Consider the following 24,936-nt stretch of genomic DNA (forward strand, 5'->3'; position numbering starts at 1 on the left):
ATGGGACTGACCACCCACGTGCTCGACACCGCCCACGGCTGCCCGGCCGCCGGCCTGCGCGTGACGCTGCAGCGCTGGAACGGCACGACGCTGCAGACGCTGCGCAGCGTCACGCTCAACGACGACGGGCGCAATCCGGACGGCCCGCTGCTGGACGGCGCCGAGCTGCAGGCCGGGCGCTACCGGCTGGAGTTCGAGGTCGCAGCCTACTTCCGTGCGCGCGGCGTGGCGCTGCCGCAGCCGCCGTTCCTCGACCGCGTGGCCATCGACTTCGGCGTGGCCGACCCCGGCGCACACTACCACGTGCCGTTGCTGGTGAGTCCCTGGAGCTACGCCACCTACCGCGGTTCCTGAGCGGCCGCCGGCGCGATGGGCAGCGAGGCCGACTTCCAGGCGCTGCAGGCGCTGCTGCGCGCCGGCCCGGTGGAGCTGGTGCGCGTGCGGCGCGTGGCCGGCTCCGCCCCGCGCGAGCCGGGGGCCTGGATGGCCGTCGGCGCGGCGGGGCAGGTCGGCACCATCGGCGGCGGCCATCTGGAGTGGCAGGCGCTGGCGGACGCGCGCGCGCGGCTGCGGCAGCCGCGCCCCGAGCCGGAGGAGCGGCGCGTGGCGCTCGGGCCGACGCTCGGGCAATGCTGCGGCGGCGTGGTGTGGCTCACGTTCGAGCGGCTGGAGGCGCCCGCCGACGCCGAGGCGCGGCGCGCGCAGCTGGTGGCGCCGGCCCTGCCGGTGGCGCTGTTCGGCGCCGGCCACGTCGGGCGCGCGCTGGTGGCGGCGCTCGCCCCGCTGCCGTTTGCGCTGCGCTGGATCGACGCGCGCGAGCCGCAGGACGGGTGGCCTGCCGGTCCGGTGGCGGGCCTCGAGCCGCAGCCGCTCGATCCGCCCGCGGATGCGGTGCCGACGCTGCCGCCGGGCAGCGCGGTGCTGGTGATGACGCACCGCCACGACCTCGATTTCGCCATCGTCGAAGCCTGCCTGCAGCGCCGCCGTGCCCGGCACGATTTGCCGTTCATCGGCCTGATCGGCAGCCGCAGCAAGTGGGCGTCGTTCGCGCAGCGGCTGCGCGCGCGCGGCTGGACAGAGGGGGAGCTCACCGCTGTCACCTGCCCGATCGGCCTGCCGGGCATCCCCGGCAAGCAGCCGGCGGTGATCGCGGCCTCGGTGGCGGCGCAGCTGCTGCAGATTGCATACACTTTGCACTGGAATGTCGCAGCGGCGCCCGCCCCGAACGGGAGCGGAGGTGGCGGCACTTGAGGCGGCCCACAGCGCCCGCGGTGGTGGGCCGCCCTGGAGTGGCAAGTCATGGAAGCCTACCTGATCGACTGGGCCGGGGTGCTGCTGCGCTGGCTGCACGTGGTGGCCGCCATCGCCTGGATCGGCTCGTCGTTCTACTTCGTCTTTCTCGACAACAACCTGCTCAAGCCGACCGACCCGGTGCTCATCGAGCGCGGCGTCGATGGCGCCATGTGGGCGGTGCACGGCGGCGGCTTCTACCACCCGCAGAAATACCTCGTCGCGCCGCCGCGCATCGACTCCAAGCTGCACTGGTTCTACTGGGAAAGCTACACCACCTGGCTGAGCGGCTTTGCGCTGCTGGCGGTCAGCTACCTCTGGCACGCCGAGGTCTATCTGGTCGATCCGGCGCGGATGGACTGGAGCCCGGCGCTGGCCGGCGCGGTCGCGGTCGGCCTGCTGGTGGCGTTCTGGCTGGTTTATGACCTCACCTGCCGCCTGGCGGGTGTCGGCCCGCGCGCCGACCGGCTGATCGCCGCGGTGATGCTGGCGGTGGTGGCGGGCGCGTGCTGGCTGGCCACCACGCTTTACCCCGGGCGGGCGGCCTTCCTGCTGGTCGGCGCGATGCTGGCCACCGCGATGAGCGCCAACGTGCTGTTCTGGATCATCCCGGGCCAGCGCAAGGTGGTGGCGGCGCTGACCAGCGGCCAGCCGGTCGACCGCGCGGCGCTGGCGATCCACGGCCAGCGCGGCAAGCAGCGCAGCGTGCACAACACCTATTTCACGCTGCCGGTGCTGTTCGCGATGCTCAGCAACCACTGGCCGGCGCTGACCGGCGCCGAGCACAACGCCGCCGTGCTGTTCGCGATGATGCTGGGCGGCGCGCTGATCCGGCAATATTTCGTGCAGCGGCACGGCTACAAGCTGGGGCGCGCGCCGAACCCGCTGCCGTGGGCCTTGGCCGGCGCGGCGATCATCGGCGGCGTGATCGTCGCACTGGCGCCGCGCCCGGCCACCGAGGCCGCCGCCCCGTCCCCCGCCGGCGGGGACGCGACAACCTCCGGCGCCACGATCCAGGCGCTGGTGCAGCGGCATTGCCTCGCCTGCCACGCCGGCGAGGGAGCGATGAAGGGCGTGCGCCTCGACAGCGCCGAGGCGCTGCGCGCCCACGCCTCCGCGATTTACCAGCAGGTGGCCGTCACGCGCCAGATGCCGCTGAACAACGCCACCGGCATGACCGAGGCCGAACGCGCCGCCGTGGCAGCGTGGTTCCGCGCCGGGGCGCCGGTGGACTAGCCCCCGAGGAAGAGGAGGGGCTGCCGAAGGTCGCCCCCAACAAATGGAAGGTGTCTTCCGGCGGGGGGCCGAGGTGAGCGGTGTCGCCACTGGGTGCGCCGCTGGCGGAAGTGGAGGGATTCGAACCCCCGAACCCTTGCGGGTTGCCGGTTTTCAAGACCGGTGCCTTCAACCACTCGGCCACACTTCCTTCAAAAAGGCTGCACAGTCGCGAATTGTAGTGGCCCGCGCTCTGGCCAGACTTTCCGGACGCGGCGGGCTGGGGCGGTGCGTGTCGGCGTTGTCGCTGCCCTGTGAGGCTGCGCAGGATGACGCGAGGGTCGGTCAAAGCCTGACGCCAAGATCGGCGCGGGGCCGGCTGAAGTTCGGCGGTTGGCTGCCTACAGTGGCGGGGCAACCCTAAGTCGAGGAGGTGACCGATGCCCAGCGTTTCGTCCGCCGAGCCTATCTTCCTATCGTCCAACGTCGGTGCTAGGGCAACGCCGTTGCGCCCCGTGGTTGGCGGCTGGTATGCGATTCCTGCCCATCGCGATGAGGAGCCCGATGCGCAGCGCCACGAGCGAGGGCGCCGGCGCGAGTGGCTGCCATTCCGCGTGCGCGTGGCCGCTGGGGAAGCGGACTTGCAACGCGTGGCCGCGCTGCGCTGGGCGGCCTATGCCCGGCACTTGCCGGCCCCTTTGGTGCAGCCGCTGGCGCAAGCCGAGGCGCTGGATCGCGAGCCTGGCGTGGCGGTGCTGATGGCCGAGTCGAAAGTGGACGGGGAGCTGTTGGGCACGTTGCGGCTGCAGACCAACCGGCCGCGCCCCCTGTTGCTGGAGCAGTCCTACACGCTGCCGCCCGAAATGGCGCAATCCCCCTGTGCGGAGGTGACACGGCTGGCCGTGGCCAGCCACCCGGAGAGCCGCCTGGTCAAGACGGTGTTGCTGAAGGCCGCTTACCGGTGGTGCGAGGCGTATGGAATACGCTATGTGTTGGTGACGGCGCGCCCGCCGCTGGATCGTCAATACGCGCGGCTGCTGTTTCGCGATGTCGATCCGGCTCGCGGCTATGTGCCGCTGGCCCATGTGTTTGGGCTGCCGCACCGCGTGATGGTGTGCGATCTGGCGCGCGCGCGGCAGGACGGCGCGGGGCACCCGCTCTACGACTTTTGGTTTCGCACCGATCACCCCGACCTTGAGGTGGGGCCTGAAGAGGGGCGGCCCAGCACCCAATCGACGCGGTCGAACTCGTCGTCGGGCGGCTGGGTGTTGAGGTAGGCGTGCAGTTGGGCGTCGGCAATGAAGTCGGCGCCGCTGCGCGAGCGCAAAATCTGCTCCGGCGCCACCGGGCGCGACAGGGCCCAGCCTTGCACGTAATCGACGCCGATTTCGGCCAGCGTTTCCACCGTTTCGCGATCTTCGGCCCACTCGGCGATGGTTTTCATGCCGAGGTTTTGGGCCAGCGTGACGATGGCTTCGACGATGGCCACGTTGGCCGGATGGCGGTTCATGTTGACGATGAAGCTGCCGTCGATCTTGAGCATGTCAGCCGGCAGGTCTTTCAAATAGGAAAACGAGGTGTAGCCCGCGCCAAAGTCGTCCAGCGCCACGCGCGCGCCCAGCTGGCGCACGCGATCGATGAAGCGGCGCGTGTTGCCGGTGTCGTGCAGCGCCACGCTTTCGGTGATCTCCAAGCACAGGCGCGCGGCGGCGTCGGCGTGCTGTTGCAGCAGCGCGTAGGCGTCGTGCATGAAGCGCTCATCGTTGAGCGAGGCGCCGCTGAGGTTCAAGCAAACAAACTGCACGCAAGGCAGCTGCTCACGCTGCTGGCTGAGCCACTGCAAGGTGGTGCGCAACACCCAGCGGTCGATGGTGCCCATGCAGCCCGCATGCTCCGCGGCGCGCAGCAGGCGGTCAATCGGCACGCGTTGGCCGTTTTCGTCGCGCATGCGCAGCAGCACCTCGAAGTTGAGCGACTGCTGCGGACGCCGCAGCGCCACGATGGGCTGCATTTCCAAAAACAGCCCGTCGATGTCGCGACCGGCGGCCAGGCGTTCCACCAGCCGCATTTCGGCTTCGTGCTCTTGGAAGGCGCGTGCACCGTGCTCATACACCACCAAGCCGCTCGAGGGCGCGCGCTTGGCCTGGCGGCAGGCGCGGTCGGCGGCGGCGACCACATCTTTGGCGTTGGCTCCCGCAGCGACCTCGACCAAACCGATGGAGCCGCGCACCTGAAACGCCCGTTCGCCCACCGCGTAGGGCGCGCGCGTCAGCGCTTGCAGCACGTCGCGGCAGACGGTCTCGGCACGGTGCAAAGGGGTGTCGAGCATGACGAGCAAGAATTCATCCCCGCCGACGCGGCCGACATACATGGTCGAGGCAAGCGGCTCTTGGATGCGCTCGCAGACCTGTTGCAACACCGCGTCGCCGGCGGGGTGGCCATACAGATCGTTGATGAGCTTGAAGCGATCCAAATCCAGATACGCCACCGCCAGCGGCTTGCCGCGCCGCAGCCGTTGCAGCCCACGGCTGAGGCAAGCTTCGATGCCGCGCCGGTTCAGCACGCGCGTCAGCGGGTCGTGGTCGGCGAGAAACTGCAGGTGCTCATGCGCCTGCACTTTGTCGGTAATGTCTTGCAGCGTGCCTTCGATTTTGTCGCCCGCACGGGCCGCGCGGACGAGGAAGCGCCGCGAGCCTGCGTCGGCGGTGCTCAGCCGTGTCTCAAACTCGATCGTGCGGCCCGGCTCTTCGTGGGCCAGGGCCTGCCAGTCGGCTTGCGGAAACAGCTCGTTCCAGGTGTGGCGCTCGGGCTCCAGCGGGCGCTGCAGCATGTGTTGCAGCGCCGGGTTGGCGCTCAGCAGCCGACCTTGCAAGTCAAGGGTGAACAGCCCGATGGGCAAAAAGTCGTAGGTGTGCTGCAGCTCGGCTTGCAGCGCCAGGCGCTGCTCGTGCTCAAGACGAAACTGTTCAGCCAGCGCCAGCGAAGCCAGCAAGCTGGAGGCCAGCGCCGCGGTGACGCTGTTGATCGCGCCCAGCAGGGCCTTGAGGCCCAGCGCTGCGGCCACCACCTCATAGACGTTGGACAGCAGCGCCACCCCCATCGCTGCGGCGTACCACATGGCCACGCGCGAGCGTGTGCGCAGCAGAATGACCCCCAGCGCGTACCCCAGCGCCAGCGCCCCGGCAGCCGAGGCAATCCAGATCACCGGCAAGAAAAAGCGATACGGCAGCGCCAGCGCCGCCAGCAACACCGGCACGCACGCCGCCAACACCCAGCGCACCGGTCGCAGCGTGGCGGTGCGTTCCAGATCGGCGGCGAACAGCGAGCGAAACAGCACCACCGTGGCCGTGCCATACAACGCCAGGGTCAGTTTGCGCACCAGCGGCAAGCTCTCGGGAGGCCAAAGGAAACCGAGCCACTGATAGTCCCAACCTGCCGACAGCGCCGCCATGCGCTGGTTGATGATCAGCCAGGCGGCAAAGATCAGGTCGTTGCGGTCGCGGTTGATGAGGCCGGCCACCAGCGTGAACAAGGCCAGCATCAGCAGGCCGCCGTCGAGCCAGCCGGCGTGGCGGTCGAAGCGCCGTTGCAGCGCCTCAATGGCATCCGCAGAGCCCGCCTGCACCACGAGCCGTGCGGGGCCGCTGAAGCGCGCCTGGCAGACCACATCGGCAGGCCAAGGATCGACCTGCAAGGCAAACCCCGCGCGAGAGGGGCGCAGCGCCCCGCGACCTGATGCCGCGGCGCTCGTGCGGTCGATGGCGCCCAGCGGCTGCAGCGTTTGCGCATCCCAGCACTGCAAGGCGGTGGCGTGGCGCGAGGGAAAGTCCAGCACGCCGCCGCGCTCGCGCAGCGCCGCCGGCACTTCCAGCCACAGCCACAGCGGCTGCTCCGACAGTTGGGTGTCCAGCGCCTCCACCGGGTTGCGCTGGCGCAGACCCGGCAGCACGCTGTCCACGCTGCGGCCCGGCTCGGTGAACATGGCCCGCACCGGCACGCGCTGCAAGGCTGCCTCGCTGCTGCCGAATTCGGTCGGCCAAGCCCACCACGCCCACAGCGTCAGCGCAAGCAGCAGCGTCGGCACGCCGTAAGCGGTCAAGACCTGCAGCCCGCGCTCGACGGACGCCATCCACGCCGCGCAGCGTCTGGCAGCAGGAGGTTGGGCAACGGTCATGAAGCAAAGCGAAACGAACTCGACGTGGGCTCCCTGACCATGCTTGATTTCGATGGGTTGACGAGCTGCGATTATGCGTCTGAATCGTCGGGCTGTGACACACTATGAGCCCATGGATGAAGCGCAGGCGCTGGCGCAAGAGGCGCTGGCCGAGTTCGACGGGCTGATCGCAAGGGGGCAAGGGCTCAAAGTGCGGCCCGGCCAGCGCGCGATGGCCGCCTGCGTGGCCGAGACGTTGGCGCAGGCCAGCGTGGGCGGCGCTGAAGAGGACGGTCCAACGCCGCCGCGGCGGCTGGCGGTGGTCGAGGCCGGCACCGGCGTCGGCAAGTCGCTGGCCTACCTCGTGCCGGCGATCGCGGTGGCGCTGCAGCGCGGCACGCGCGTGGTGGTGTCCACCGCCACCGTGGCGCTGCAGGAACAGCTGGTGCGGCAGGATCTGCCGGCGCTGGCGGCGCAGCTGCCCACGCCGTTTCGCTATGCGCTGGCCAAGGGGCGCGGGCGCTACGTCTGCCGCCTAAAGCTGGAGCGCTGGCTGGCCGATCCCGAGGAAGCCGGCGACGGCGAGGCCGACGACGACCTGCTGGCTCCCTTGAGCGCCGAGCGCGAGGCGCAGCGGCTCGCGTGGCTGCACGCGCGCGCGGCCGACCTGGCCCACGGGCGCTGGGACGGGGAGCTCGACAGCCTGCCGCAGCCGCCCGAGCCGGCCTGGTGGGCCGCGGTGGCGGCCGATGCCGCCTCCTGCTCGGCGCGCCACTGCCCGCTGTACGGGGAGTGCGTGTACTTCGAGCGGCGCAAGGAGCTGGTCGGCGCGCAGGTGCTGGTCGTCAACCACGACCTGCTGCTGGCCACGCTCGGCACGCGCCAGCTGCCGGAGCTGGATCAGTGCCTGCTGGTGTTGGACGAGGCGCACCATCTGCCGGCCACCGCGCTGGCGCAGTGGGCCAGCCGCGCCGGGCTGACGCGGCTGGCGTGGATCGACCAGCTGGCCAGCCGCATGCTGCGCACCGCGCTGGAGGTGGAGTGCGACGCCGTGGCCGACGTGCCCGACGCCGCGGCGCGCCTGCGCGCGGCGCTGCAGGAGCTGGCCCGCTTGGCCGTGCAGACCTGGGGCGGCGCGCTGCGGCATAGGGGGGAGCCGCTGCGCGTGCGCTGGCCGCTGGGCCGCGTGCCGCCCGGCTGGGCCGAGCCGCTGCGGCAGGCTGCCGAGGCCGCGGACGCGCTGCTGGCGGCGCTGCGCGCGCTGGGTGCGGCGCTGCGCGGCGCGATGCGCAAGCAGCCTGAGGAGGCGCGCCGGCTGGCGCAGCTTTATGCGCAGCTCGGCACGCTGGCGCCGCGGCTGGAGGCCACGAGTGACACGGTGCGCGGGCTGGCGCACGAGCCGCAGCCGGGCCAGCCCCCGCTGGCCAAGTGGCTGACGCTCACCCCCCCGGCCGCGGGCGGCGACGGCAGCGTGCGCGTGGTGGCGCACGCCAGCCCGATCCAGCCCGGCGCGCTGCTGCGCGCGCGCCTGTGGCCGCAGGTGCGCGGCGCGGTGCTGACCTCGGCGACGCTGACCGGCGCCGGCGGGCGCTTCGACTTCTTCCTGCGCGAGGTGGGCCTGGCGGACGACCCGGACGTGACGACGCGCGTGGTGGAAAGCCCCTTCGACCACGCGCGCCAGGGCGAGCTGGTGCTGGCCGGCGTGACGGCCGACCCGCGCGACCTGCCGGCCTACCAGCAGGCGGTGCAGCAGGCGCTGCTGCGCGACCTGCCCGGCGTGCGGCAGGGGGCACTGGTGCTGTTCACCTCGCGCGCGCATCTGCGTCAGGTGGCCCAGGCGCTGCCGCCGGAGCTGCGCGAGCGCGTGCTGGTGCAGGGCGAGCTGCCGCGCGCGCAGCTGCTGCAGCGCCACCGCGAGCGCGTCGGCGCGGGACAGCCGTCGATCCTGTTCGGCCTGCAGTCGTTCGGCGAGGGGCTGGATCTGCCCGGCGCGCTGTGCGCCGACCTCTTCATCACCAAGCTGCCGTTTGCGCCGCCGGACGACCCGGTGGGCGAGGCGCGCGCCGAGTGGCTGCGCGCCAGCGGCCGCGACCCGTTCCTCGAGCTGGTGGTGCCGGCCACCGCGCTGCGGCTGCAGCAGTGGGTCGGCCGCGCCCTGCGCAGCGAGGACGACCGCGCGCGCATCGTCTGCTACGACCCGCGTTTGACGGCCACCGGCTACGGGCGCATGATGCTGGCGGGGTTGCCGCCGTTTCGGCGGGTGCCAGCGGCGCAGGCCGCGCCCTTGGAGGCGGCATGAGGCGGCCACCCCCCGGCGCACTGAAAGGCCGCGGCAGCGGGCTGCGCCTGGCGCACCGCTTCCAGCACGAGGCGCGCGAGCCGTTCGACGACGGCTGGGAACGCGAGCCGGACGCGCCGCCGCCTGCGCGCACCGAGCTGCGCTGGGAAGAAGCCAGGAGCGCGCTGACCTACAACGACTCGCCCGACATCGGCTTCGACCGCTCGCTCAACCCCTACCGCGGCTGTGAGCACGGCTGCGCCTACTGCTACGCGCGGCCCACGCACGCCTACCTGGATCTCTCGCCGGGGCTGGATTTCGAGACCGTGATCGTGGCGCGCCGCGGGCTGGAGGCGCGCCTGCGCGCCGAGCTGGCCCGCCCCGGCTACCGCGCCGCGCCGGTAGCCATCGGCACCGTCACCGACGCCTACCAGCCGCTGGAGCGCGAGCTGCGCCTGACGCGCGCGCTGCTGCAGGTGCTGGCCGAGACGCGCCACCCCTGGGTGCTGGTGACCAAGGGCAGCGGGGTGGAGCGCGACCTGGATCTGATCGCGCCGATGGCCGCGCAGGGGTTGTGCGCCGTCTACGTGACGGTGACGACGCTGCAGGCCGAGCTGGCGCGGCGGCTGGAGCCGCGCGCCGCAGCGCCCTGGCGGCGGCTGCGCACGATCCGGATGCTGGCCGACGCCGGCGTGCCGGTGGGGGTGAGCGTCGCGCCGCAGATCCCGTTTCTCAACGACGACTTGGAGGCGGTGCTGGCCGCCGCCGCCGAGGCCGGCGCGCGCTGCGCGTTCTACACCGTGCTGCGGCTGCCGTGGGAGGTGCGCACGGTGTTTGCGGACTGGCTGCGCCGGCACTACCCCGAGCGCGCGGCGCGCGTGCTGGCGCGCGTGCGCGACCTGCATGGCGGGCGCGATTACGACGCCGAATTCGGCGCGCGCATGACGGGCCGCGGCGTCTGGGCCGAGCTGTGGCGCCAGCGCTTTGCGCAGGCGTGCCGCCGGCTGGGACTGGCCACGCAGGGGCCGGCGCTGCGGTCGGACCTGTTCCGCTCGCCTGCCATTGCCACGCCACCTGCGGCTGCGGCGCGGCCGGTCGATCCGCGCCAGCTGTCGCTGTTCGACTGACGGATGGCTCAGGCCGCGTGGCAGGCGCGCCAGATGCGCTCCGGCGTGGCCGGCGCATCCAGCGGCAGCGGCCCGTCGGCCGGCAGCCCGGCGCGGCGGCGCGCGCTGGCCACCGCGTCGCGCACCGCCTCCCAGACGCTGAGCGCCAGCATGAACGGCGGCTCGCCGACCGCCTTGCTGCCGAACACGTTGTCCTCGCGGTTCGGCTGCGGCCACAGCTCCACGCGGAAGCGCAAGGGCAGGTCGCCGGCGGTGGGGATCTTGTAGGTGCTGGCCCCCGTGGTCCACAGCCGGCCCTGCTCGTCCCACACCAGCTCCTCGGTGGTCAGCCACCCCATCCCCTGCACGAAGCCGCCCTCGATCTGGCCGATGTCCAGCGCCGGGTTGAGGCTGCGGCCCACGTCATGCAGGATGTCCATCGCCAGCACGCGCAGCTCGCCGGTCAGCGTGTCGATGGCGACCTCGGTGCAGGCCGCGCCGTAGGCGAAATAGTAGAACGGCCGCCCCGTGAGCGTGGCCTTGTCGTAGTGGATCTTCGGGGTGCGGTAGAAGCCCTCGGCCCACAGCGGGATGCGGTGGGCGTAGGCCTCGCGCACCACCTCGTCGAAGGCGCGGCGCCGCGCCGGCGAGCTCACCCAGCCGCCGGCGAAGCGCACCTCGCCGGCGCCACAGCCGTCCAGCCCGGCGACGAAAGCGGCCAGCTGCTCGCGTACCTTGGCGGCGGCGCGCTGGGCGGCGCGGCCGTTGAGGTCGGTGCCGCTGGAGGCGGCGGTGGCGCTGGCGTTGGGGATGGCGGCGGTGTCGCTTGCGGCGATGCGCACGCGCTCAAGCGGCACGCCCAGCTCGTCGGCGACGATCTGCAGCACCTTGGTGTGCAGGCCCTGGCCCATCTCGGTGCCGCCGTGGTGCACCAGCACGCTGCCGTCGGTGTAGATGTGCACCAGCGCGCCGGCCTGGTTGAACTGCGTCGCCGTAAAGCTGATGCCGAACTTGACCGGCGTGATGGCCAGCCCGCGCTGGATGACGGGGCTGGCGGCATTGAACGCCGCCACCGCCGCGCGCCGCTCGTGCCAGCGGCAACGTTGCGCCAACGCCGGCAGCAGCGCCGGCAGGACGTTGTCCTCCACGCGCATCTGGTACGGCGTGGTGTCGCGCCGCGCCGGCAGCGGGTGCGCGCCGGGGGGCAGCGGCGCGGTCCACGCCGGGCAAGGGCGCTCGTCGTAGAGGTTGCGCCGCCGCACCTCCAGCGGATCCAGCCCCAGGTGGCGCGCCACGTCGCCGAGGATGGTCTCGATCGCCAGCATGCCCTGCGGCCCGCCGAAGCCGCGAAACGCCGTGAAGCTCTGGCGGTGCGTGCGGCAGCGGTAGCTGTGCAGCGCCACGTGCGGGATGAAGTAGGCGTTGTCGGCATGGAAGATGGCGCGGTCGGCCACCGGGCCGGAGAGGTCGGCGCTGAAGCCGCAGTCCACCAGCATCGTCAGGTCCAGCGCCAGCAGCCGGCCCTCGGCGTCGAAGCCGACGTCGTAGCTGTAGCTGAACGGGTGGCGCTTGCCGGTGATGCGCATGTCGTCGTCGCGACCCAGGCGCAGCTTGACCGGCGCGCCCACCCTGCGCGCCGCCAGCGCCGCCCACACCGCCACGTGGCCGGCTTGCGTTTCCTTGCCGCCGAAGCCGCCGCCCATGCGCCGGCACTGCACGCGCACGCGGTGGCTGGCCAGCGCCAGCGCGTGCGCGACCCAGTGCTGCACCTCGCCCGGGTGCTGGGTGCTGGACAGGATCGTCCATTCGTCCTGTTCGTGCGGGATCGCCAGCGCGACCTGCGTCTCGAGGTAGTAGTGCTCCTGCCCGCCGGCGCGAAAACGCCCGCGCAGCCGGTGCGGCGCCTGCGCGAGCGCCGCCGCCGCGTCGCCGCGGCACAGGTGCACCGGCGGCAGCACGTAGTGGCCTTGGGCGTGCGCCTGCTCCACGTCCAGCACCGCCGGCAGCGGCTCCAGCGCCAGCCGCACGCAGGCGGCGGCGGCGCGCGCGGTGCGCTCATCCTCGGCTACCACCAGCGCCACCACCTGCCCGGCGTAAAACACCTCGTCCAGCGCCAGGATCGGCTCGTCGTGCGCGAACGAGGCCAGCCACCGGTCGCCGGGGATGTCGGCGGCGGTGACGACGGCGCGCACGCCCGGCAGCACCAGCGCCTCGCTGGCGTCGAGGCCGAGCAGCCGGCCATGCGCCAGCGGCGACAGCACCGGCGCGGCATGCAGCGTGCCGGCGGGCGCCGGGATGTCATCGACGTAGCGCGCTTGGCCGGTGACGTGCGCGACGGCGCTTTCGTGCACCGGCGAGGCGCCGCAGGCGCTCTCGGCCAGCGCCTTGCGGGGCAGGGCTGCCAGCGGCGCGTTCATGGCCGCACCTCCGTGGCGGCGAGCAGGCGCTCGGCCGCATGCGGCTCGTCCAGCCGGATCGACGGCCCGTCCGGCTGGCCGCCGTGCGCCAGCCAGGTGCGCCACAGCAGGCTGGCCAGCATCGCGCGCCGGTAGGCGGCGCTGGCGCGGCCGTCGCTAAGCGGCTCGAACTCGCGCTGCAGCGCCGCCATCGCCGCGCGCACCGCTGCCTCGCCCCACGGCTGGCCGAGCAGGGCGGCTTCTGCCGCGCGCGCCCGCGCCGGCACCGCGGCCACGCCGCCGGCGCCGATGCGCACGTGCGCCACGCGCCCGGCTTCGTCCAGCCGCCAGGCGATCGCCAGGCTCACCGCCGAAATGTCGTCCTCGAAGCGCTTGGACAGCTTGTGCGCCGCCACCCGCGGCGGCGGCTCGCCGGGAGCCGGCAGCGGCGCCTCGATCCACGCCAGCACTTCATCGGGCGCCAGCGCGGTGCGCCGGTAGCCGAGGTAGAAGTCCTCCAGCGCCAGCCGCCGCGGCGCGCGCCCTTCGGCGGCCAGCGCCACGCGCGCCTGCAGCGCGATCAGCACTGGCATCGAGTCGCCGATCGGCGAGCCGTTGGCCACGTTGCCGCCCAGCGTGCCGCCGTGGCGGATCGGCTGGCCGGCGAAGCGCTCCCAGTAGGGGGCCAGCGCCGGCCAGTGCGCCTGCAGCGCCGCGAACGCCTCGTGCAGCGTGGCGGCGGCGCCGATGCGCAGCAGCCGGCCTGCGCCGGTCTCGTCGGCCACCGTCAGCACGCGCGCCAGCTCCGCGCAGCGCGACACGTCCAGCACCTGCGCCCAGCGCCGGCGCTGCTGCGTCAGCTGCAGCACGGCGTCGGTGCCGCCGGCCACCAGCACCGCCTGCGGCCAGCGCCGCCGCGCCCGCAGCAGCGCCGCCAGCGTGCGCGGGGCGAGGTAGGCGGGGGCCTCCTCGCCGTGTTCTGCAGCGTCGTCCCCGGCTATCGCGGCGGCCTGCCGCAGCAGCGCGCGCAGCCGCGCCGCGTCGGCCCGCGCGGGCGGCTGCGCCGAGAGCGCCTGCGCCGCCTCCAGAATCGGGCGGTAACCGGTGCAGCGGCACAGGTTGCCCGACAGCGCGCGCAGCGCCTGCTCGCGCGTGACGGGCGCGCCGTCGGGGCGCTGCTGGTCGAGCACGAACAGGCTCATGACGATGCCCGGGGTGCAGAAGCCGCACTGCGAGCCGTGATGGGTCACCAGCGCCTGCTGCACGGGGTGCAGCGCGCCGTCGCCGGGCAGCAGCGGGTCGGCGGTGAGATCCTGCGCCGTCCACACCGCGCAGCCGTGCACGCTGCGCGCCAAGCGGATGCAGCTGTTGAGCGCGCGCCAGCGCAGCGTGCCGTCCGGGGCCTCGTCGGCCACCGCCACGGTGCAGGCGCCGCAGTCGCCGGCGGCGCAGCCTTCCTTGACGCCGGTCAGGCCCAGCCGCTGGCGCAGCACCGCCAGCAACGTCTCGTCGGGCGCGACGCCCGGCACGGCGCGCACGCGGCCGCGGTGCACCAGGATCAGCGGCGGCGCGGCAGTCGGAGGCGATGCGGGTGTCTCCATGACGCCCTAGACTAGCCGGGCGAGGCAGCGATAGCCTACGATGGCGATGATGACGCTCATAACGGAATCCGTATGTCACGCGGCGCGCCTTGGGACAGTATTGACCTCCATCTGATTCGGGTGTTGCACACGGTGCTGATGGAACGCAGCGTCACGCGCGCCGCCGTGCGGCTGGGCATGCACCAGCCGGCGGTCAGTGCCGCCTTGCGCCGGCTGCGGCGGCTGACCGGCGACGCGCTGCTGGTGCGCAGCGGCGCGGGGTTGGCGCCGACCGCGGTGGCGCAGCGCATGCTGGCCCCGGCGGCGGAAATCCTGCGCCAGGCCGACACGATGCTGGCGGCGGCGCGCGCGTTCGACCCGGCGCGCAGCGCGCACACCTTCACGGTGGCCGCCAGCGACTACCTTGAGCCGCGCTTCTTGCCGCGGCTGGTGGCGTGCGTCAAGGCGGAGGCCCCTCACTGCCGCCTGGAGCTGCAGCCGCTGGGCGGCGCGCCAGACTACCGCCAGCGCCTGGCCACCGGCGAGGTGGACGTGGTGATCGGCAACTGGCCCGAGGTGCCGGGCGAGCTGCACCAGGGGCGGCTGTTCGGCGACGAGGTGGTGTGCCTGGTGGCGCGGCATCACCCGGCGCTGCGACGCGGCTGGACGCTGCAGGAGTGGCTCGAGGCCGAGCATGTGGCGCCGACACCGCCGGTGCCCGGCGCCTTGGGCGTGATCGACGAGCACCTGGCGCGCCGCGGGCTGCGCCGCAACATCGTCGTGCGCTGCCCGCACTTCGGGTTGATCCCGGCGATGGTGGCCGACACGTTGCTCGTGTTGACCACTGGACGGCAATATTGCGCGGCTTTCTTGACCCATTTGCCGCTGGCCATCCTGCCGCCGCCGCTGGACTTTCCACGCTTGCAGTATTACCAGCTTTGGCATGACCGTACCCACCACGCGCCGGCGGCGCAGTGGCTGCGCCAGCGGATCCGCGACGTCGCCGCGGGGCTGGTTGCATCCAACGGCGCATCGGCAACGTTACCATCGGCGCATGGGCCACAGGCCGGGCCCGCACGTTCCCGCCGCGTGGGCCAGCCAGGATCGCATGATGAGCCCCCCGATTCCTCGACTTGAGCTGTGTGACGTCACCAAGCGCTACCCCGGCGTGGTGGCCAACGACCGCGTGTCGCTAACCGTGTGGCCCGGCAGCATCCACGCCGTGCTGGGCGAAAACGGCGCCGGCAAGTCCACGCTGATGAAGATCATCTACGGCGTCGTGCAGCCCGACGAGGGCACGATGCGCATCGACGGCCGCGAGGTGCGCGTGCGCAGCCCGCAGCAGGCGCGCGAGCTTGGCATCGGCATGGTGTTCCAGCACTTCAGCCTGTTCGAGACGCTGACCGTGGCCGACAACGTCTGGCTGGGGCTGCCGGGGCTGGCCTCGCGCGCCGAGGTGGTGGCGGCGATCCGCGACAAGGCGGCGGCCTACGGTCTGGAGCTCGACCCCGAGCGCCCGGTGCACAGCCTGTCGGTCGGCGAGCGCCAGCGCGTCGAGATCGTGCGCGCGCTGCTGGGGCAGCCGCGCCTGCTGATCCTGGATGAGCCGACCTCGGTGCTGACGCCGCAGGCGGTGCAGCGCCTCTTCGGCGTGCTGCGCCAGCTGGCCGCCGAGGGCTGCAGCATCCTCTACATCAGCCACAAGCTGCACGAGATCCGCGCGCTGTGCGACGCCTGCACCGTGATGCGCGGCGGGCGCGTCACCGGGGAGGTCGATCCGCGCCAGGCCAGCGACGCGGAGCTGTCGCGCCTGATGATCGGACGCGAGCCGCCGCCGCTGCCGGCGCAGCGCCGCGCGCCCGGCGAGGTGGTGCTGCGCGTGGCGGGCCTGACGCTGGCCAGCCCCTACGCCTTCGGCACCGACCTGCACGACGTGCGGCTGGAGCTGCGCGCCGGCGAGATCGTCGGCATCGCCGGCGTTTCCGGCAACGGCCAGCGCGAGCTGCTGGCCGCGCTCTCTGGCGAGGAGCCGGGCGCCCCGCCAGGGACGCTGCAGCTGGACGGGCAGGATCTGGCGCGCGCCAACCCGGCGCAGCGCCGCCGGCTCGGCCTGCACTTCGTGCCGGAGGAGCGGCTCGGCCGCGGCGCGGTGCCGGCGCTGGGGCTGGCGCACAACCTGCTGCTGACGCGTACCGAGACCGTCGGCCGCGGCGGCTGGCTGCGGCTGGCGGCGCTGCGCACGCAGGCCGCCGGCATCATCGAGCGCTACGGCGTCAAGGCCGCCGGGCCGGATGCGGCGGCGCAGTCGCTCTCCGGCGGCAACCTGCAGAAGTTCATCGTCGGGCGCGAGATCGAGGCGCGGCCGCGCGTGCTGATCGTCGCGCAGCCGACCTGGGGCGTGGACGTCGGCGCCGCGGCGCAGATCCGCGCCGCGCTGCTGGCGCTGCGCGAGGCCGGCTGCGCGGTGCTGGTGGTCAGCGAGGAGCTGGACGAGCTGTTCGAGCTGTGCGACCGGCTGCACGTGATCGCCAAGGGGCATCTGTCGCCCGGCGTGCCGGTGCAGGAGGCCAGCGTCGAGCGCATCGGCGCGTGGATGGCGGGGCAGTGGCCGGGTTCGCCGCTGGCCGCGGGGCGGGAGGTGGCCGATGCTGCGGCTTGAGCGACGCCCGCAGCCGTCGGCGCTGTGGCGCTGGGCCTCGCCGCTGCTGGCCCTCGTGCTGACGGTGGCGCTTGGCGTGGCGCTGTTCGTCGCGCTGGACAAGGATCCGCTGGCGGGTCTGCGCGTATTCTTCTGGGAGCCGATTCGCAGCGTGCGCGGCTGGAGCGAGCTGCTGCTGAAGGCCACGCCGCTGCTGCTGATCGCGCTGGGGCTGGCGATCGGCTTTCGCTCCAACGTCTGGAACATCGGCGCCGAGGGCCAGTTCGTGATCGGGGCGGTGTGCGCCACCGGCGTGGCGCTGGCGCTGCACGGCGCCGGCTGGCCCGCCTGGCCGCTGGTGCTGCTGGCCGGCGCGCTCGGGGGGCTGGCGTGGTCGGCGCTCACCGCCCTGCTGCGCGACCGCTTCCACGCCAACGAGATCCTGGTCAGCCTGATGCTGGTCTATGTGGCGGTGCAGGTGCTGAACTACCTGGTCTATGGCCCGTGGAAGGATCCGCTCGGCTTCAACTTCCCGCAGACGCAGCGCTTCGACGCCGGCGCGCAGGTGCCGCGGCTGGCGCCGCACCTGCGCGTCAACCTCGGGCTGATCCTGGCGCTGCTGGCGGCGCTGGCCACCTGGGTGTTCCTGTTCCGCACCCGCGCGGGCTTCGCGCAGCAGGTGGGGGGCTTGGCGCCGCTGGCGGCGCGCTACGCGGGCTTCTCGTCGCGCGCGGCGCTGTGGCTGGCGATGGGCGTCACCGGGGCGCTGGCCGGGCTGGCCGGGGCGCTGGAGGTGGCCGGCCCGGTCGGCCAGCTCACGCCGCACGTGCCGGTCGGCTATGGCTTTGCGGCCATCATCGTGGCTTTTGTTGGCCGGCTGCATCCGGCCGGCATCGTCGGCGCGGCGCTGCTGATGAGCATGTTCTACCTCGGCGGCGAGCTGGCGCAGTCGCGGCTGGGGCTGCCGAAGTCGATCACCGGCGTGTTCCAGGGCCTGCTGCTGTTTGCGCTGCTGGCCTGCGACACGCTGATCCAGTATCGCATCCGCTGGGGAAAGGGCTAACCAGGCGATGGAGACGCTTGCGCTGCTGATCGCGGCCACGCTCAACGCCGGCACGGTGCTGGCCATCGCCGCGCTGGGCTTGCTGATCAACGAAAAGGTCGGCGTCGTCAACCTCGGCGCCGAGGGGCTGATGCTGTGCGGGGCGTTGGCCGGTTTTGCAACGGTGGTGCATCTGGGCGTGCACCCGCTGGGCTTTCTGGCCGGCATGGCGGTGGCGGCGCTGCTGTCGCTGCTGTTCGGCTGGCTGGTCATCTACCTCAACACCAACCAGTACGCCACCGGGCTGGCGCTGAGCCTGTTCGGCGCGGGGCTGTCGGCGTTCGCCGGCCAGCCCTACACCCAGTTCAAGCTGCCGGAGCTGCCGGCGCCGCACGTGCCGTGGCTCGGCGACCTGCCGTTCGTCGGGCCGGCGCTGTTTCGCCACCATGCGCTCGTCTATGCGACCGTGGCATTGGCGCTGGGGTTGGTGTGGCTTTACGACCGCACGCGCACCGGGTTGGTGCTGCGCGCCATCGGCGAAAGCCCCGAGTCGGCGCACGCGCTGGGCTACCCGGTGCGGCGCATCCGGCTGCTGGCGGTGGTGCTGGGCGGCGCGCTGTGCGGGCTGGCCGGGGCTTATGTCTCCACCGTTTACACGCCGCTGTGGGTGGAGGGCATGATCGCCGGCAAGGGTTGGATCGCGCTGGCGCTGACGACGTTTGCCACCTGGCGGCCGGCACGCGTCTTGCTAGGGGCTTACCTGTTCGGCGGCGTCACGATGCTGCAGTTTCACTTGCAGGGCGTGGGCGTGCAAATCCCCAGCCAGTTCCTGACGATGATGCCGTATGGAGCCACCATCGTCGTGCTGGTGCTGATCTCGCGCAGCCCGCAGTGGATTCGGTTGCATATGCCGCAGTCGCTTGGGCGGCCGTTTCATCCGGGAGGCATGTGAACAGCGACCTGGTCAAGCGTTTTGGGTTGTCCAAAATAGGTCATCCAGCTATATTGAAGCCTCGCTTTAGCTGCACTTTTGGCGCGGAAAAGGAGGGGGTGTGAACATGACGGGGATGAAGCTCAAAATGCATGGGATGCTCCAGGCGCGCGTTCTGGGCTTGACGCTTGGGGCATGGACGCTGCCAGCGTGGGCGAGCTGGGAGTCTTTGGTGTTGCCGCCCGGATTCATTTGGGAAAGCAACGTGCCGGATGCCGCCGCCCGTGCGCGGCGGGAAGACAAGCCGCTGATCGTGTATTACACGCGCACCAACTGCCCCCCATGCGATGTGTTGCGGGCGCGGCTGCGTTCCAACGAGACGTTGCGAGAGACCTTCAAGCAACAATACATTTTCACCGTGGTTTGGGGTAATTCAATGAACCGAACCGAACGGGATGAGTATCGTCAGCGCTACGATGTCCGTGGCGCGCCGTCGTGGGTTCTTTTCCATCCCCAGGGCGGCTATGTTTGCACCTTGCACGGCGGCGTTTGGCCGCAAGAAGACGGCGCGGAGGTGCATGAGCTGCTGCAAACTCGGCTTAAGAGTTTCGACACGGAGGCGGCTGCCGCCCTGACAGCGCGCCCATGCCGCTCGCAGTAAAAGCTTCGCGAAAAATAACCAGAGGAGTGCACGATGATCGATCGCAACAAGCGTGACTGGCTCAAAGGCGCAGCGGCGGCTGCGGCGCTGGGCCTGATGGCTGGCACGGCCTTGGTGGGCTGCGGCAAGAAGGAGGAGGCCAAGCCCGCGGCGGCTCCGGCCGAGGCGCCCAAGGCCGAGCCGCTGAAGGCTGCCTGGGTTTACGTTGGCCCGGTCGGCGACGCCGGCTGGTCGTATGCGCACGACCTCGGCCGCAAGGCGGTGGAGGCGCACTTTGGCGACAAGGTGCAGACCACCTTCGTCGAGAGCGTGCCGGAGGGGGCGGATGCCGAGCGCGTCATCCGCGACTTGGCCGCGCAGGGTCACAAGATCATCTTCGCAACGTCGTTCGGCTACATGGAGCCGATGCTGAAGGTGGCGCAAGAGTTTCCGGATGTGAAGTTCGAGCACGCCACCGGCTACAAGACCGCGCCGAACATGCGCGTGTATGACGCCAGCTTTTATCAAGACACCTACATGGCTGGCATCATCGCCGCGCACATGACCAAGACCGGCACACTGGGCTTTGTCGGGTCGTTCCCCATCCCCGAAGTGCTGCGCAACATCAACGCCTTTGTGCTGGGGGCGCAGACCGTCAAGCCCGACATCAAGCTCAAGGTTGTCTGGGTCAATTCGTGGTTTGATCCGCCGAAGGAAACTGAAGCGGCGCAAAGCCTCATCAACCAGGGCGCCGACGTGCTGCTGCAAAACACCGACTCCACCGCGGTGCTGCAGACCGCCGAGAAGAACGGCAAGTATGCGTTTGGCTGGGACAGCGACATGAGCAGCTTTGGCCCGAAGGCGCACCTGGCTTCGGCCATCGTCAACTGGGGCCCGTACTACATCCAGGCGGTGCAGGAGGTGCTGGATGGCACCTGGCAGAGCAAGCGCACGGTGCTGGGCGTCAAGGAGGGCGTCAACGACCTCATCAAGATCGCCGACGTGGTGCCGGAAGAGGCCAGGAAGAAGGTCGAAGAGGTCAAAGCGGGCTTGAAGAGCGGCGAGTTCGAGGTCTTCACCGGCCCGATCTTCGACAACACCGGCAAGGAAGTCTTGGCCAAGGGCGTCAAGGCCGACCAGGACTGGAAGGACAAGGTCAACTTCTTCGTCAAGGGCGTCGAGGGCCGCGTGCCGGCCGGTAAGTGATGGTCGAGCGCGACCACTGGTGGCCGGTGGCGCTGGACGGCGACGTCGGCGCGGCGCCGCTGCCGGTCACGCTGCTGGGCGAGCCGCTCGTGCTGTGGCGTGACGGCGCGGGCGCGGTGCAGGCGTTTGCCGACCGTTGCCCGCACCGCGGCGCGCGCCTGTCGCTCGGCGCGGTGGTGGGCGGGCAGCTGCAGTGCCCGTACCACGGCTGGCGCTTCGACGGCGACGGGCGCTGCCGGGCGATCCCGGCGTTGCCGGGCTTTGCGCCATCTGCCAGCCACGCCGCGTGCCGCCACGCGGTGGTGCCGGCGCACGGGCTGCTGTGGGTGTGCCTCGGCACCCCGGCCGCGCCCGCGCCGCCGGCGCTGCCCCCTCTGCCGCCGCGGCGCGTCGTGCACGGGCCGTTCGATGTGGCCACCAGCGCCCCGCGCGCGATCGAGAACTTCCTCGACACCGCGCACTTTGCGTACGTGCACGACGGCTGGCTCGGCGCGCCGACGCACGCCGAGGTGCCGCCGTACGAGGTGACGCCGACCGCCGACGGCCGCCCGGTCGTGCCGGACTACCCGGCCTGGCAGCCGCGCGCCACCGCCAGCGCGCAGGGCGGCGCCTGGGTGCGCTACCGCTACGAGGTGCTCAGCCCCTTTGCGGCGCTGCTGCAGAAGCAGCCCGAGGGCGACGCCCCGGCCGACGCCTACCTGATGTGGGCCTGCCCGACCACGCCGGAAACCTGCCGCGTCTGGTTCGTGCAGCACACCACCGACACCACCACCCCGGACGAGGCGCTGCGCGACTTCCAGAGCGCCATCTTCGCGCAGGACCGTCCGATCCTCGAATCCCAGACCCCGAAGCGCCTGCCGCTCTGCGGCGGCGAGGCCATGTGCGCCGCCGACCGGCTGAGCGCCGCCTACCGGCGCTACCTGCGCACGGCCGGCATCACCTTCGGCGTCTGCTGAGCAGGGGCGCGCGATGATCCCCGAACCCGACCTGGCTTTCGAGCGCATCGGCCCGCAGCGGCTTGAGGAGCTGCTGAAGCGCGCGCCGAAGGCCGAGCTGCACCTGCACATCGAGGGCACGCTGGAGCCGGAGATGATGCTGGCGCTGGCGCGCCGCCACGGCGTGGCGCTGCCGTATGCGGATGTGCAGGCGGTGCGCGCGGCCTACGCCTTCACCAGCCTGCAGAGCTTTCTGGATCTCTACTACGCCGGCGCCAGCGTGCTGCGTGACGCGCAGGACTTTTACGACCTTGCGTGGGCGTACTTCCAGCGCGCCGCGGCCGACGGCGTCGTGCACGCGGAGTGCTTCTTCGATCCGCAGACGCACACCGCCCGCGGCGTGCCGCTGGCGGCGGTGTTCGAGGGGCTGGTGGCGGCGCAGCGGCGCGCCGAGGCCGAGCTGGGCCTCACGGTGCGCTGGATCCTGTGCGTGCTGCGCCACCTGAGCGAGGACGAGGCGCTGGCGACGCTGGAGGCCGCGCTGCCGTGGCGCGAGCACTTCATTGGCCTGGGGCTGGATTCCAGCGAACTGGGGCACCCGCCGGCCAAGTTTCAGCGGGTGTTCGCGCGCGCCCGTGCGCTCGGGCTGCACGTGGTGGCGCACGCCGGCGAGGAGGGGCCGCCCGACTACATCCGCCAGGCGCTGGATCTGCTGCAGGTGCAGCGCATCGACCACGGCGTGCAGGCGGTGCACGACGCGGCGCTGTTGCAGCGGCTGGCGCGCCAGCGTGTCCCGCTGACGGTGTGCCCGCTGTCCAATGTGCGGCTGTGCGTCGTGCCGGATTTGGCGTCGCACCCGCTGCGCACGCTGCTGGAGGCCGGCCTGTGCGTCACCGTCAACTCGGACGACCCGGCCTACTTCGGCGGCTACGTCGCCGACAACCTGGTGCAGACGGTGCAGGCGCTGGGGCTGGACGCGCGCGCGGCGTGGCGGCTGCTGGCCAACGGCTTCGAGGCGGCGTTCCTCGACGAGGCCACGCGCGCGCGGCGCCTGGCCGCGCTGCAACAGGCGTTTGCCGCAGCCGCCGCTTGACGAGCAAGAGGCGCCGAGGCCCATCGGTGGCCAGGCATCGGCTGTTGCCTCGCAGGTTTACAGCTGCAACGCCAGCCCAAGCCGCTCGATACAATGGCCGGCACTGTTTTTAGCGCACAGCACCATGAGCCTCAAGAGCGACAAGTGGATCCGCCGCATGGCGGAAGAATACGGCATGATCGAGCCGTTCGAGCCGGGCCAGATCCGCGAGGTGGAGGGCCGCAAGGTCATCAGCTACGGCACCAGCAGCTACGGCTACGACATTCGCTGCGCGCCGGAGTTCAAGGTTTTCACCAACCTGCACAGCACGGTGGTGGATCCCAAAAACTTTGACGAAAAAAGCTTTGTCGATTTTCATGGGGATTTTTGCATCATCCCGCCCAACAGCTTTGCGCTGGCGCGCACCGTGGAGTATTTCCGCATTCCGCGCAACGTGCTGACGATCTGCCTGGGCAAGAGCACCTACGCGCGCTGTGGCATCATCGTCAACGTCACGCCGTTTGAGCCGGAGTGGGAGGGCTACGTGACGCTGGAGTTTTCCAACACCACGCCGTTGCCGGCCAAGATTTACGCCTGGGAAGGCTGCGCGCAGGTGCTGTTTTTTGAAAGCGACGAAGTCTGCGAGGTCTCCTACAAAGACCGCGGCGGCAAATATCAAGGCCAGCGCGGCGTAACGCTGCCGCGGGCGTGAGCCCGGACGAAGGAGGTCCTGATGTCCGCCCGCGACCTGCTCACCTTCGGCCACCCGATGCTGGGGGCGCCGGAAGTGTCCTACCCCAAGCCCGACCGTCGCTTGGTCGGCAACCCAAGGCGCGAGACCTGGAACGTGCTGGAGGCGCCGCTCGCGGGCGCGCGCACGCTGGGTACCGGCGTCTGGCGCTGCGAGCCGGGCCAGTGGCGCATCGCCTTTGGCCCCACCGAGCGCGAGATCTTCACCGTGCTGGAAGGCCGCTGCCGCGTGCACCGCGACGGCGGCGGTTTCGAGGAAGCCGGCCCGGGCCAATCGATCCACATCCCGCCGGGCTTCGCCGGCGCGTTCGAGGTGCTGGAGACGGTCACGAAGGTCTATGTGATCGTGGAGTGACTGTCTTCGATCGATCAAAGCGTGCGCAAATCATCGAGATGGATGGCCGGCCAGCCTTCGCCGTGGTGCCTTTTGCCGAGTGGGCGGCGCTGCTGGAGCGGCTGGAGGAATTGCAGGATATCGCCGACTTCAAGGAGGCCGTCGCGCGCGGCGAGGAGACCCTGCCGCGGGCCTTCGTCGAGCGTCGCTTGGCCGGTGAGCATCCGCTGCGGCTGTGGCGTGAGCACCGGGGCTTGACGCTGCAGGCGCTGGCTGACTGCGTCGGCTGCACGCGCCAGATGCTGTCGATGATCGAGCGCGGCAAGGCTGCGCCGTCGGCCGATCTGCTGGCCCGACTGGCGGCGGCGCTGGATGTCGAGATGGACGACCTGCATCCGGGTTGGGTGACGTTCCTTGCGGGTATCTGTGCTTGAAGTGGAGGGTGAGCTCCAAATGAGGGGGAATTTTAAGCAGATCCTGATTGTTGTTGCTGTCGTGGCAGTGGTCGCGACTCTTGCTTTGTCGCTGGGTATTTTGGTTTTTCAGAAATCGTCGTACGGAGCCGGGGTTTGGGATTTTCAGGGAGCTAGTGGATTTGCAGCCATAATCCCCGCTGTTACTGGCATTTTTTTGGCGTGCTGGGCTATTTATACTCAGACGCTGCAAATGTCGGCTCCATTCAAGGCGGCGGAGGCCAGTCTAAGCAATTTGGTGAGATTGAGGTATTTGTCGACGTTAGGCATTATGCTGACCTTGCCATACATTGAAGAGGCACGCCGACGTGAGGCAGAGTCTCTTGATGATGAAATTGATGAAGATGTGGCTGAATCCGTGCTCAATGATAGTAGTTCGAGCGAGGGTGATTTGTTTTATGCGGACTTTGAGCGGATCCGTTATTTCAGGTCTCAATTCTTTTTGTCCGGCGAGTTTTCTGTCAAATCGCTTTTTTCTGACGTGGCTCCTCTTCTCGAGGCCTTTGTATGTGCGAAACAACCATCAAATCCGCTGTGGCTTGAAGAGCTTGGGGTTGATATTGTCGTCAAGATTATTGATAAAATTATTTGGATTTCTTGGGTTGATGAGGAAAATGAGTCGTTGCCAGACGCTATTCTTTGGGTTTCTGTTCGAATGCTCCGTTTAATTAACCTTTTTTTGAAGATTACAGAACTGAGGAAGATGTTATGAATCTGATCAAGGGAAATGTCTTGGTGGGTCATTATTTTGAAGATATTTATCGTGCCGAGATGTTTGTTTCTGAATTGGCGGTTCGCAACAATCAGATTTTTAAAAGTCGCTTGGGTAAGGTCTGATTAATCCCCTGCTCGGTGGTTGCGAGGCGCCCCGCTTGCCCTGCAACGACTAGTCGGTGT

22 protein-coding genes and 1 tRNA gene are annotated in these 24,936 nt (G+C 70.6%); 19 read left to right on the top strand and 4 right to left on the bottom strand.

Annotated elements, in window-relative coordinates; translation table 11 throughout:
- Genes uraH through Talka_RS08270 form a run of 3 tightly spaced genes read left to right on the top strand, consistent with a single transcriptional unit; the run spans position 1 to position 2,526 of the window.
- Positions 1–354 (top strand): hydroxyisourate hydrolase, encoded by a 354-nt coding sequence (uraH, locus tag Talka_RS08260; protein ID WP_143890647.1) that lies wholly within the window; start codon positions 1–3, stop codon positions 352–354.
- A 15-nt stretch (positions 355–369) separates the two neighbouring features.
- Entirely contained in the window at positions 370–1,251 is an 882-nt protein-coding gene (xdhC, locus tag Talka_RS08265; RefSeq protein WP_143890648.1) for a xanthine dehydrogenase accessory protein XdhC, read from the top strand.
- Positions 1,252–1,299: 48 nt separating this feature from the next.
- A complete protein-coding gene (locus Talka_RS08270; RefSeq protein WP_143890649.1) occupies positions 1,300–2,526 on the top strand; it encodes a urate hydroxylase PuuD in 1,227 nt (408 codons plus the stop codon).
- A gap of 102 nt (positions 2,527–2,628) precedes the next feature.
- Here the strand turns inward: Talka_RS08270 and Talka_RS08275 are convergent.
- Positions 2,629–2,716, bottom strand: a tRNA-Ser gene (locus Talka_RS08275).
- Between the two features lie 304 nt (positions 2,717–3,020).
- Between Talka_RS08275 and Talka_RS08280 the strand changes: the two genes are divergently transcribed.
- Entirely contained in the window at positions 3,021–3,782 is a 762-nt protein-coding gene (locus tag Talka_RS08280; RefSeq protein WP_425472657.1) for an N-acyl amino acid synthase FeeM domain-containing protein, read from the top strand.
- On the opposite strand, the gene Talka_RS08285 is transcribed toward Talka_RS08280, so the two are convergent.
- On the bottom strand, positions 3,689–6,634 hold the full coding sequence (locus tag Talka_RS08285) for a putative bifunctional diguanylate cyclase/phosphodiesterase (protein ID WP_185970103.1): 2,946 nt from the start codon (positions 6,632–6,634) through the stop codon (positions 3,689–3,691). The two genes, Talka_RS08280 and Talka_RS08285, sit on opposite strands and share 94 nt — an antisense overlap.
- A gap of 157 nt (positions 6,635–6,791) precedes the next feature.
- Here Talka_RS08285 and dinG point away from each other — a divergent pair, with 157 nt between their 5' ends.
- Both dinG and Talka_RS08295 read left to right on the top strand, forming a co-directional pair.
- Positions 6,792–8,957 carry an ATP-dependent DNA helicase DinG gene (dinG, locus tag Talka_RS08290; protein ID WP_143890652.1) on the top strand — a complete coding sequence of 722 codons (2,166 nt, stop codon included), beginning with the start codon at positions 6,792–6,794 and terminating at the stop codon, positions 8,955–8,957.
- The gene (locus tag Talka_RS08295) at positions 8,954–10,063 is read left to right on the top strand and encodes a PA0069 family radical SAM protein (RefSeq protein WP_143890653.1); all 1,110 of its coding nucleotides are present in this window, start codon (positions 8,954–8,956) and stop codon (positions 10,061–10,063) included. The genes dinG and Talka_RS08295 overlap by 4 nt, the downstream gene beginning before the upstream one ends.
- 8 nt (positions 10,064–10,071) lie before the next feature.
- On the opposite strand, the gene xdhB is transcribed toward Talka_RS08295, so the two are convergent.
- Both xdhB and xdhA read right to left on the bottom strand, forming a co-directional pair.
- Positions 10,072–12,459, bottom strand: a complete 2,388-nt coding sequence (gene xdhB, locus Talka_RS08300; RefSeq protein WP_143890654.1) for a xanthine dehydrogenase molybdopterin binding subunit — start codon at positions 12,457–12,459, stop codon at positions 10,072–10,074.
- The gene (gene xdhA / locus Talka_RS08305; protein WP_143890655.1) at positions 12,456–14,039 is read right to left on the bottom strand and encodes a xanthine dehydrogenase small subunit; all 1,584 of its coding nucleotides are present in this window, start codon (positions 14,037–14,039) and stop codon (positions 12,456–12,458) included. Before xdhA ends, xdhB begins: the two co-directional genes overlap by 4 nt.
- 72 nt (positions 14,040–14,111) lie before the next feature.
- Here xdhA and Talka_RS08310 point away from each other — a divergent pair, with 72 nt between their 5' ends.
- The 13 genes from Talka_RS08310 (at position 14,112) to Talka_RS12240 (ending at position 24,876) form a co-directional block, all read left to right on the top strand.
- The gene (locus Talka_RS08310) at positions 14,112–15,155 is read left to right on the top strand and encodes a LysR family transcriptional regulator (protein WP_143890656.1); all 1,044 of its coding nucleotides are present in this window, start codon (positions 14,112–14,114) and stop codon (positions 15,153–15,155) included.
- Entirely contained in the window at positions 15,127–16,677 is a 1,551-nt protein-coding gene (locus Talka_RS08315; protein WP_425472656.1) for an ABC transporter ATP-binding protein, read from the top strand. The genes Talka_RS08310 and Talka_RS08315 overlap by 29 nt, the downstream gene beginning before the upstream one ends.
- Entirely contained in the window at positions 16,664–17,719 is a 1,056-nt protein-coding gene (locus tag Talka_RS08320; protein ID WP_143890658.1) for an ABC transporter permease, read from the top strand. Before Talka_RS08315 ends, Talka_RS08320 begins: the two co-directional genes overlap by 14 nt.
- A gap of 7 nt (positions 17,720–17,726) precedes the next feature.
- Positions 17,727–18,650, top strand: coding sequence for an ABC transporter permease (locus Talka_RS08325; protein ID WP_143890659.1), 924 nt, complete (start codon positions 17,727–17,729; stop codon positions 18,648–18,650).
- Between the two features lie 106 nt (positions 18,651–18,756).
- Entirely contained in the window at positions 18,757–19,290 is a 534-nt protein-coding gene (locus Talka_RS08330; RefSeq protein WP_246100634.1) for a thioredoxin family protein, read from the top strand.
- A 33-nt stretch (positions 19,291–19,323) separates the two neighbouring features.
- On the top strand, positions 19,324–20,475 hold the full coding sequence (locus tag Talka_RS08335; RefSeq protein WP_143890661.1) for a BMP family ABC transporter substrate-binding protein: 1,152 nt from the start codon (positions 19,324–19,326) through the stop codon (positions 20,473–20,475).
- Entirely contained in the window at positions 20,475–21,431 is a 957-nt protein-coding gene (locus tag Talka_RS08340; RefSeq protein ID WP_143890662.1) for an aromatic ring-hydroxylating oxygenase subunit alpha, read from the top strand. The genes Talka_RS08335 and Talka_RS08340 overlap by 1 nt, the downstream gene beginning before the upstream one ends.
- Positions 21,432–21,444: 13 nt before the next feature.
- Positions 21,445–22,503 carry an adenosine deaminase gene (locus Talka_RS08345; RefSeq protein WP_143890663.1) on the top strand — a complete coding sequence of 353 codons (1,059 nt, stop codon included), beginning with the start codon at positions 21,445–21,447 and terminating at the stop codon, positions 22,501–22,503.
- Positions 22,504–22,627: 124 nt separating this feature from the next.
- The gene (dcd, locus tag Talka_RS08350) at positions 22,628–23,194 is read left to right on the top strand and encodes a dCTP deaminase (protein WP_143890664.1); all 567 of its coding nucleotides are present in this window, start codon (positions 22,628–22,630) and stop codon (positions 23,192–23,194) included.
- Positions 23,195–23,215: 21 nt separating this feature from the next.
- Positions 23,216–23,587: a cupin domain-containing protein gene (locus Talka_RS08355; protein ID WP_246100628.1), complete on the top strand. Its 372-nt coding sequence runs from the start codon at positions 23,216–23,218 to the stop codon at positions 23,585–23,587.
- Positions 23,588–23,625: 38 nt separating this feature from the next.
- Entirely contained in the window at positions 23,626–24,000 is a 375-nt protein-coding gene (locus Talka_RS08360; RefSeq protein ID WP_143890665.1) for a helix-turn-helix transcriptional regulator, read from the top strand.
- On the top strand, positions 23,993–24,751 hold the full coding sequence (locus tag Talka_RS08365; RefSeq protein WP_143890666.1) for a hypothetical protein: 759 nt from the start codon (positions 23,993–23,995) through the stop codon (positions 24,749–24,751). The genes Talka_RS08360 and Talka_RS08365 overlap by 8 nt, the downstream gene beginning before the upstream one ends.
- Entirely contained in the window at positions 24,748–24,876 is a 129-nt protein-coding gene (locus Talka_RS12240) for a hypothetical protein (protein WP_281289651.1), read from the top strand. Before Talka_RS08365 ends, Talka_RS12240 begins: the two co-directional genes overlap by 4 nt.
- Positions 24,877–24,936 lie beyond the last annotated feature (60 nt).

This window comes from Tepidimonas alkaliphilus (assembly GCF_007556595.1).
In the GTDB taxonomy this organism is placed as follows: domain Bacteria; phylum Pseudomonadota; class Gammaproteobacteria; order Burkholderiales; family Burkholderiaceae_C; genus Tepidimonas; species Tepidimonas alkaliphila.

Bases quoted from the DNA above. Each gene is read 5' to 3' on its own strand.
- uraH (WP_143890647.1), top strand. From the start codon at position 1: ATGGGACTGACCACCCACGTGCTCGACACCGCCCACGGCTGCCCGGCC.
- xdhC (WP_143890648.1), top strand. From the start codon at position 370: ATGGGCAGCGAGGCCGACTTCCAGGCGCTGCAGGCGCTGCTGCGCGCC.
- Talka_RS08270 (WP_143890649.1), top strand. From the start codon at position 1,300: ATGGAAGCCTACCTGATCGACTGGGCCGGGGTGCTGCTGCGCTGGCTG.
- Talka_RS08285 (WP_185970103.1), bottom strand. From the start codon at position 6,634: ATGGCGTCCGTCGAGCGCGGGCTGCAGGTCTTGACCGCTTACGGCGTG.
- dinG (WP_143890652.1), top strand. From the start codon at position 6,792: ATGGATGAAGCGCAGGCGCTGGCGCAAGAGGCGCTGGCCGAGTTCGAC.
- Talka_RS08295 (WP_143890653.1), top strand. From the start codon at position 8,954: ATGAGGCGGCCACCCCCCGGCGCACTGAAAGGCCGCGGCAGCGGGCTG.
- xdhB (WP_143890654.1), bottom strand. From the start codon at position 12,459: ATGAACGCGCCGCTGGCAGCCCTGCCCCGCAAGGCGCTGGCCGAGAGC.
- xdhA (WP_143890655.1), bottom strand. From the start codon at position 14,039: ATGGAGACACCCGCATCGCCTCCGACTGCCGCGCCGCCGCTGATCCTG.
- Talka_RS08310 (WP_143890656.1), top strand. From the start codon at position 14,112: ATGTCACGCGGCGCGCCTTGGGACAGTATTGACCTCCATCTGATTCGG.
- Talka_RS08315 (WP_425472656.1), top strand. From the start codon at position 15,127: ATGATGAGCCCCCCGATTCCTCGACTTGAGCTGTGTGACGTCACCAAG.
- Talka_RS08320 (WP_143890658.1), top strand. From the start codon at position 16,664: ATGCTGCGGCTTGAGCGACGCCCGCAGCCGTCGGCGCTGTGGCGCTGG.
- Talka_RS08325 (WP_143890659.1), top strand. From the start codon at position 17,727: ATGGAGACGCTTGCGCTGCTGATCGCGGCCACGCTCAACGCCGGCACG.
- Talka_RS08330 (WP_246100634.1), top strand. From the start codon at position 18,757: ATGACGGGGATGAAGCTCAAAATGCATGGGATGCTCCAGGCGCGCGTT.
- Talka_RS08335 (WP_143890661.1), top strand. From the start codon at position 19,324: ATGATCGATCGCAACAAGCGTGACTGGCTCAAAGGCGCAGCGGCGGCT.
- Talka_RS08340 (WP_143890662.1), top strand. From the start codon at position 20,475: ATGGTCGAGCGCGACCACTGGTGGCCGGTGGCGCTGGACGGCGACGTC.
- Talka_RS08345 (WP_143890663.1), top strand. From the start codon at position 21,445: ATGATCCCCGAACCCGACCTGGCTTTCGAGCGCATCGGCCCGCAGCGG.
- dcd (WP_143890664.1), top strand. From the start codon at position 22,628: ATGAGCCTCAAGAGCGACAAGTGGATCCGCCGCATGGCGGAAGAATAC.
- Talka_RS08355 (WP_246100628.1), top strand. From the start codon at position 23,216: ATGTCCGCCCGCGACCTGCTCACCTTCGGCCACCCGATGCTGGGGGCG.
- Talka_RS08360 (WP_143890665.1), top strand. From the start codon at position 23,626: ATGGATGGCCGGCCAGCCTTCGCCGTGGTGCCTTTTGCCGAGTGGGCG.
- Talka_RS12240 (WP_281289651.1), top strand. From the start codon at position 24,748: ATGAATCTGATCAAGGGAAATGTCTTGGTGGGTCATTATTTTGAAGAT.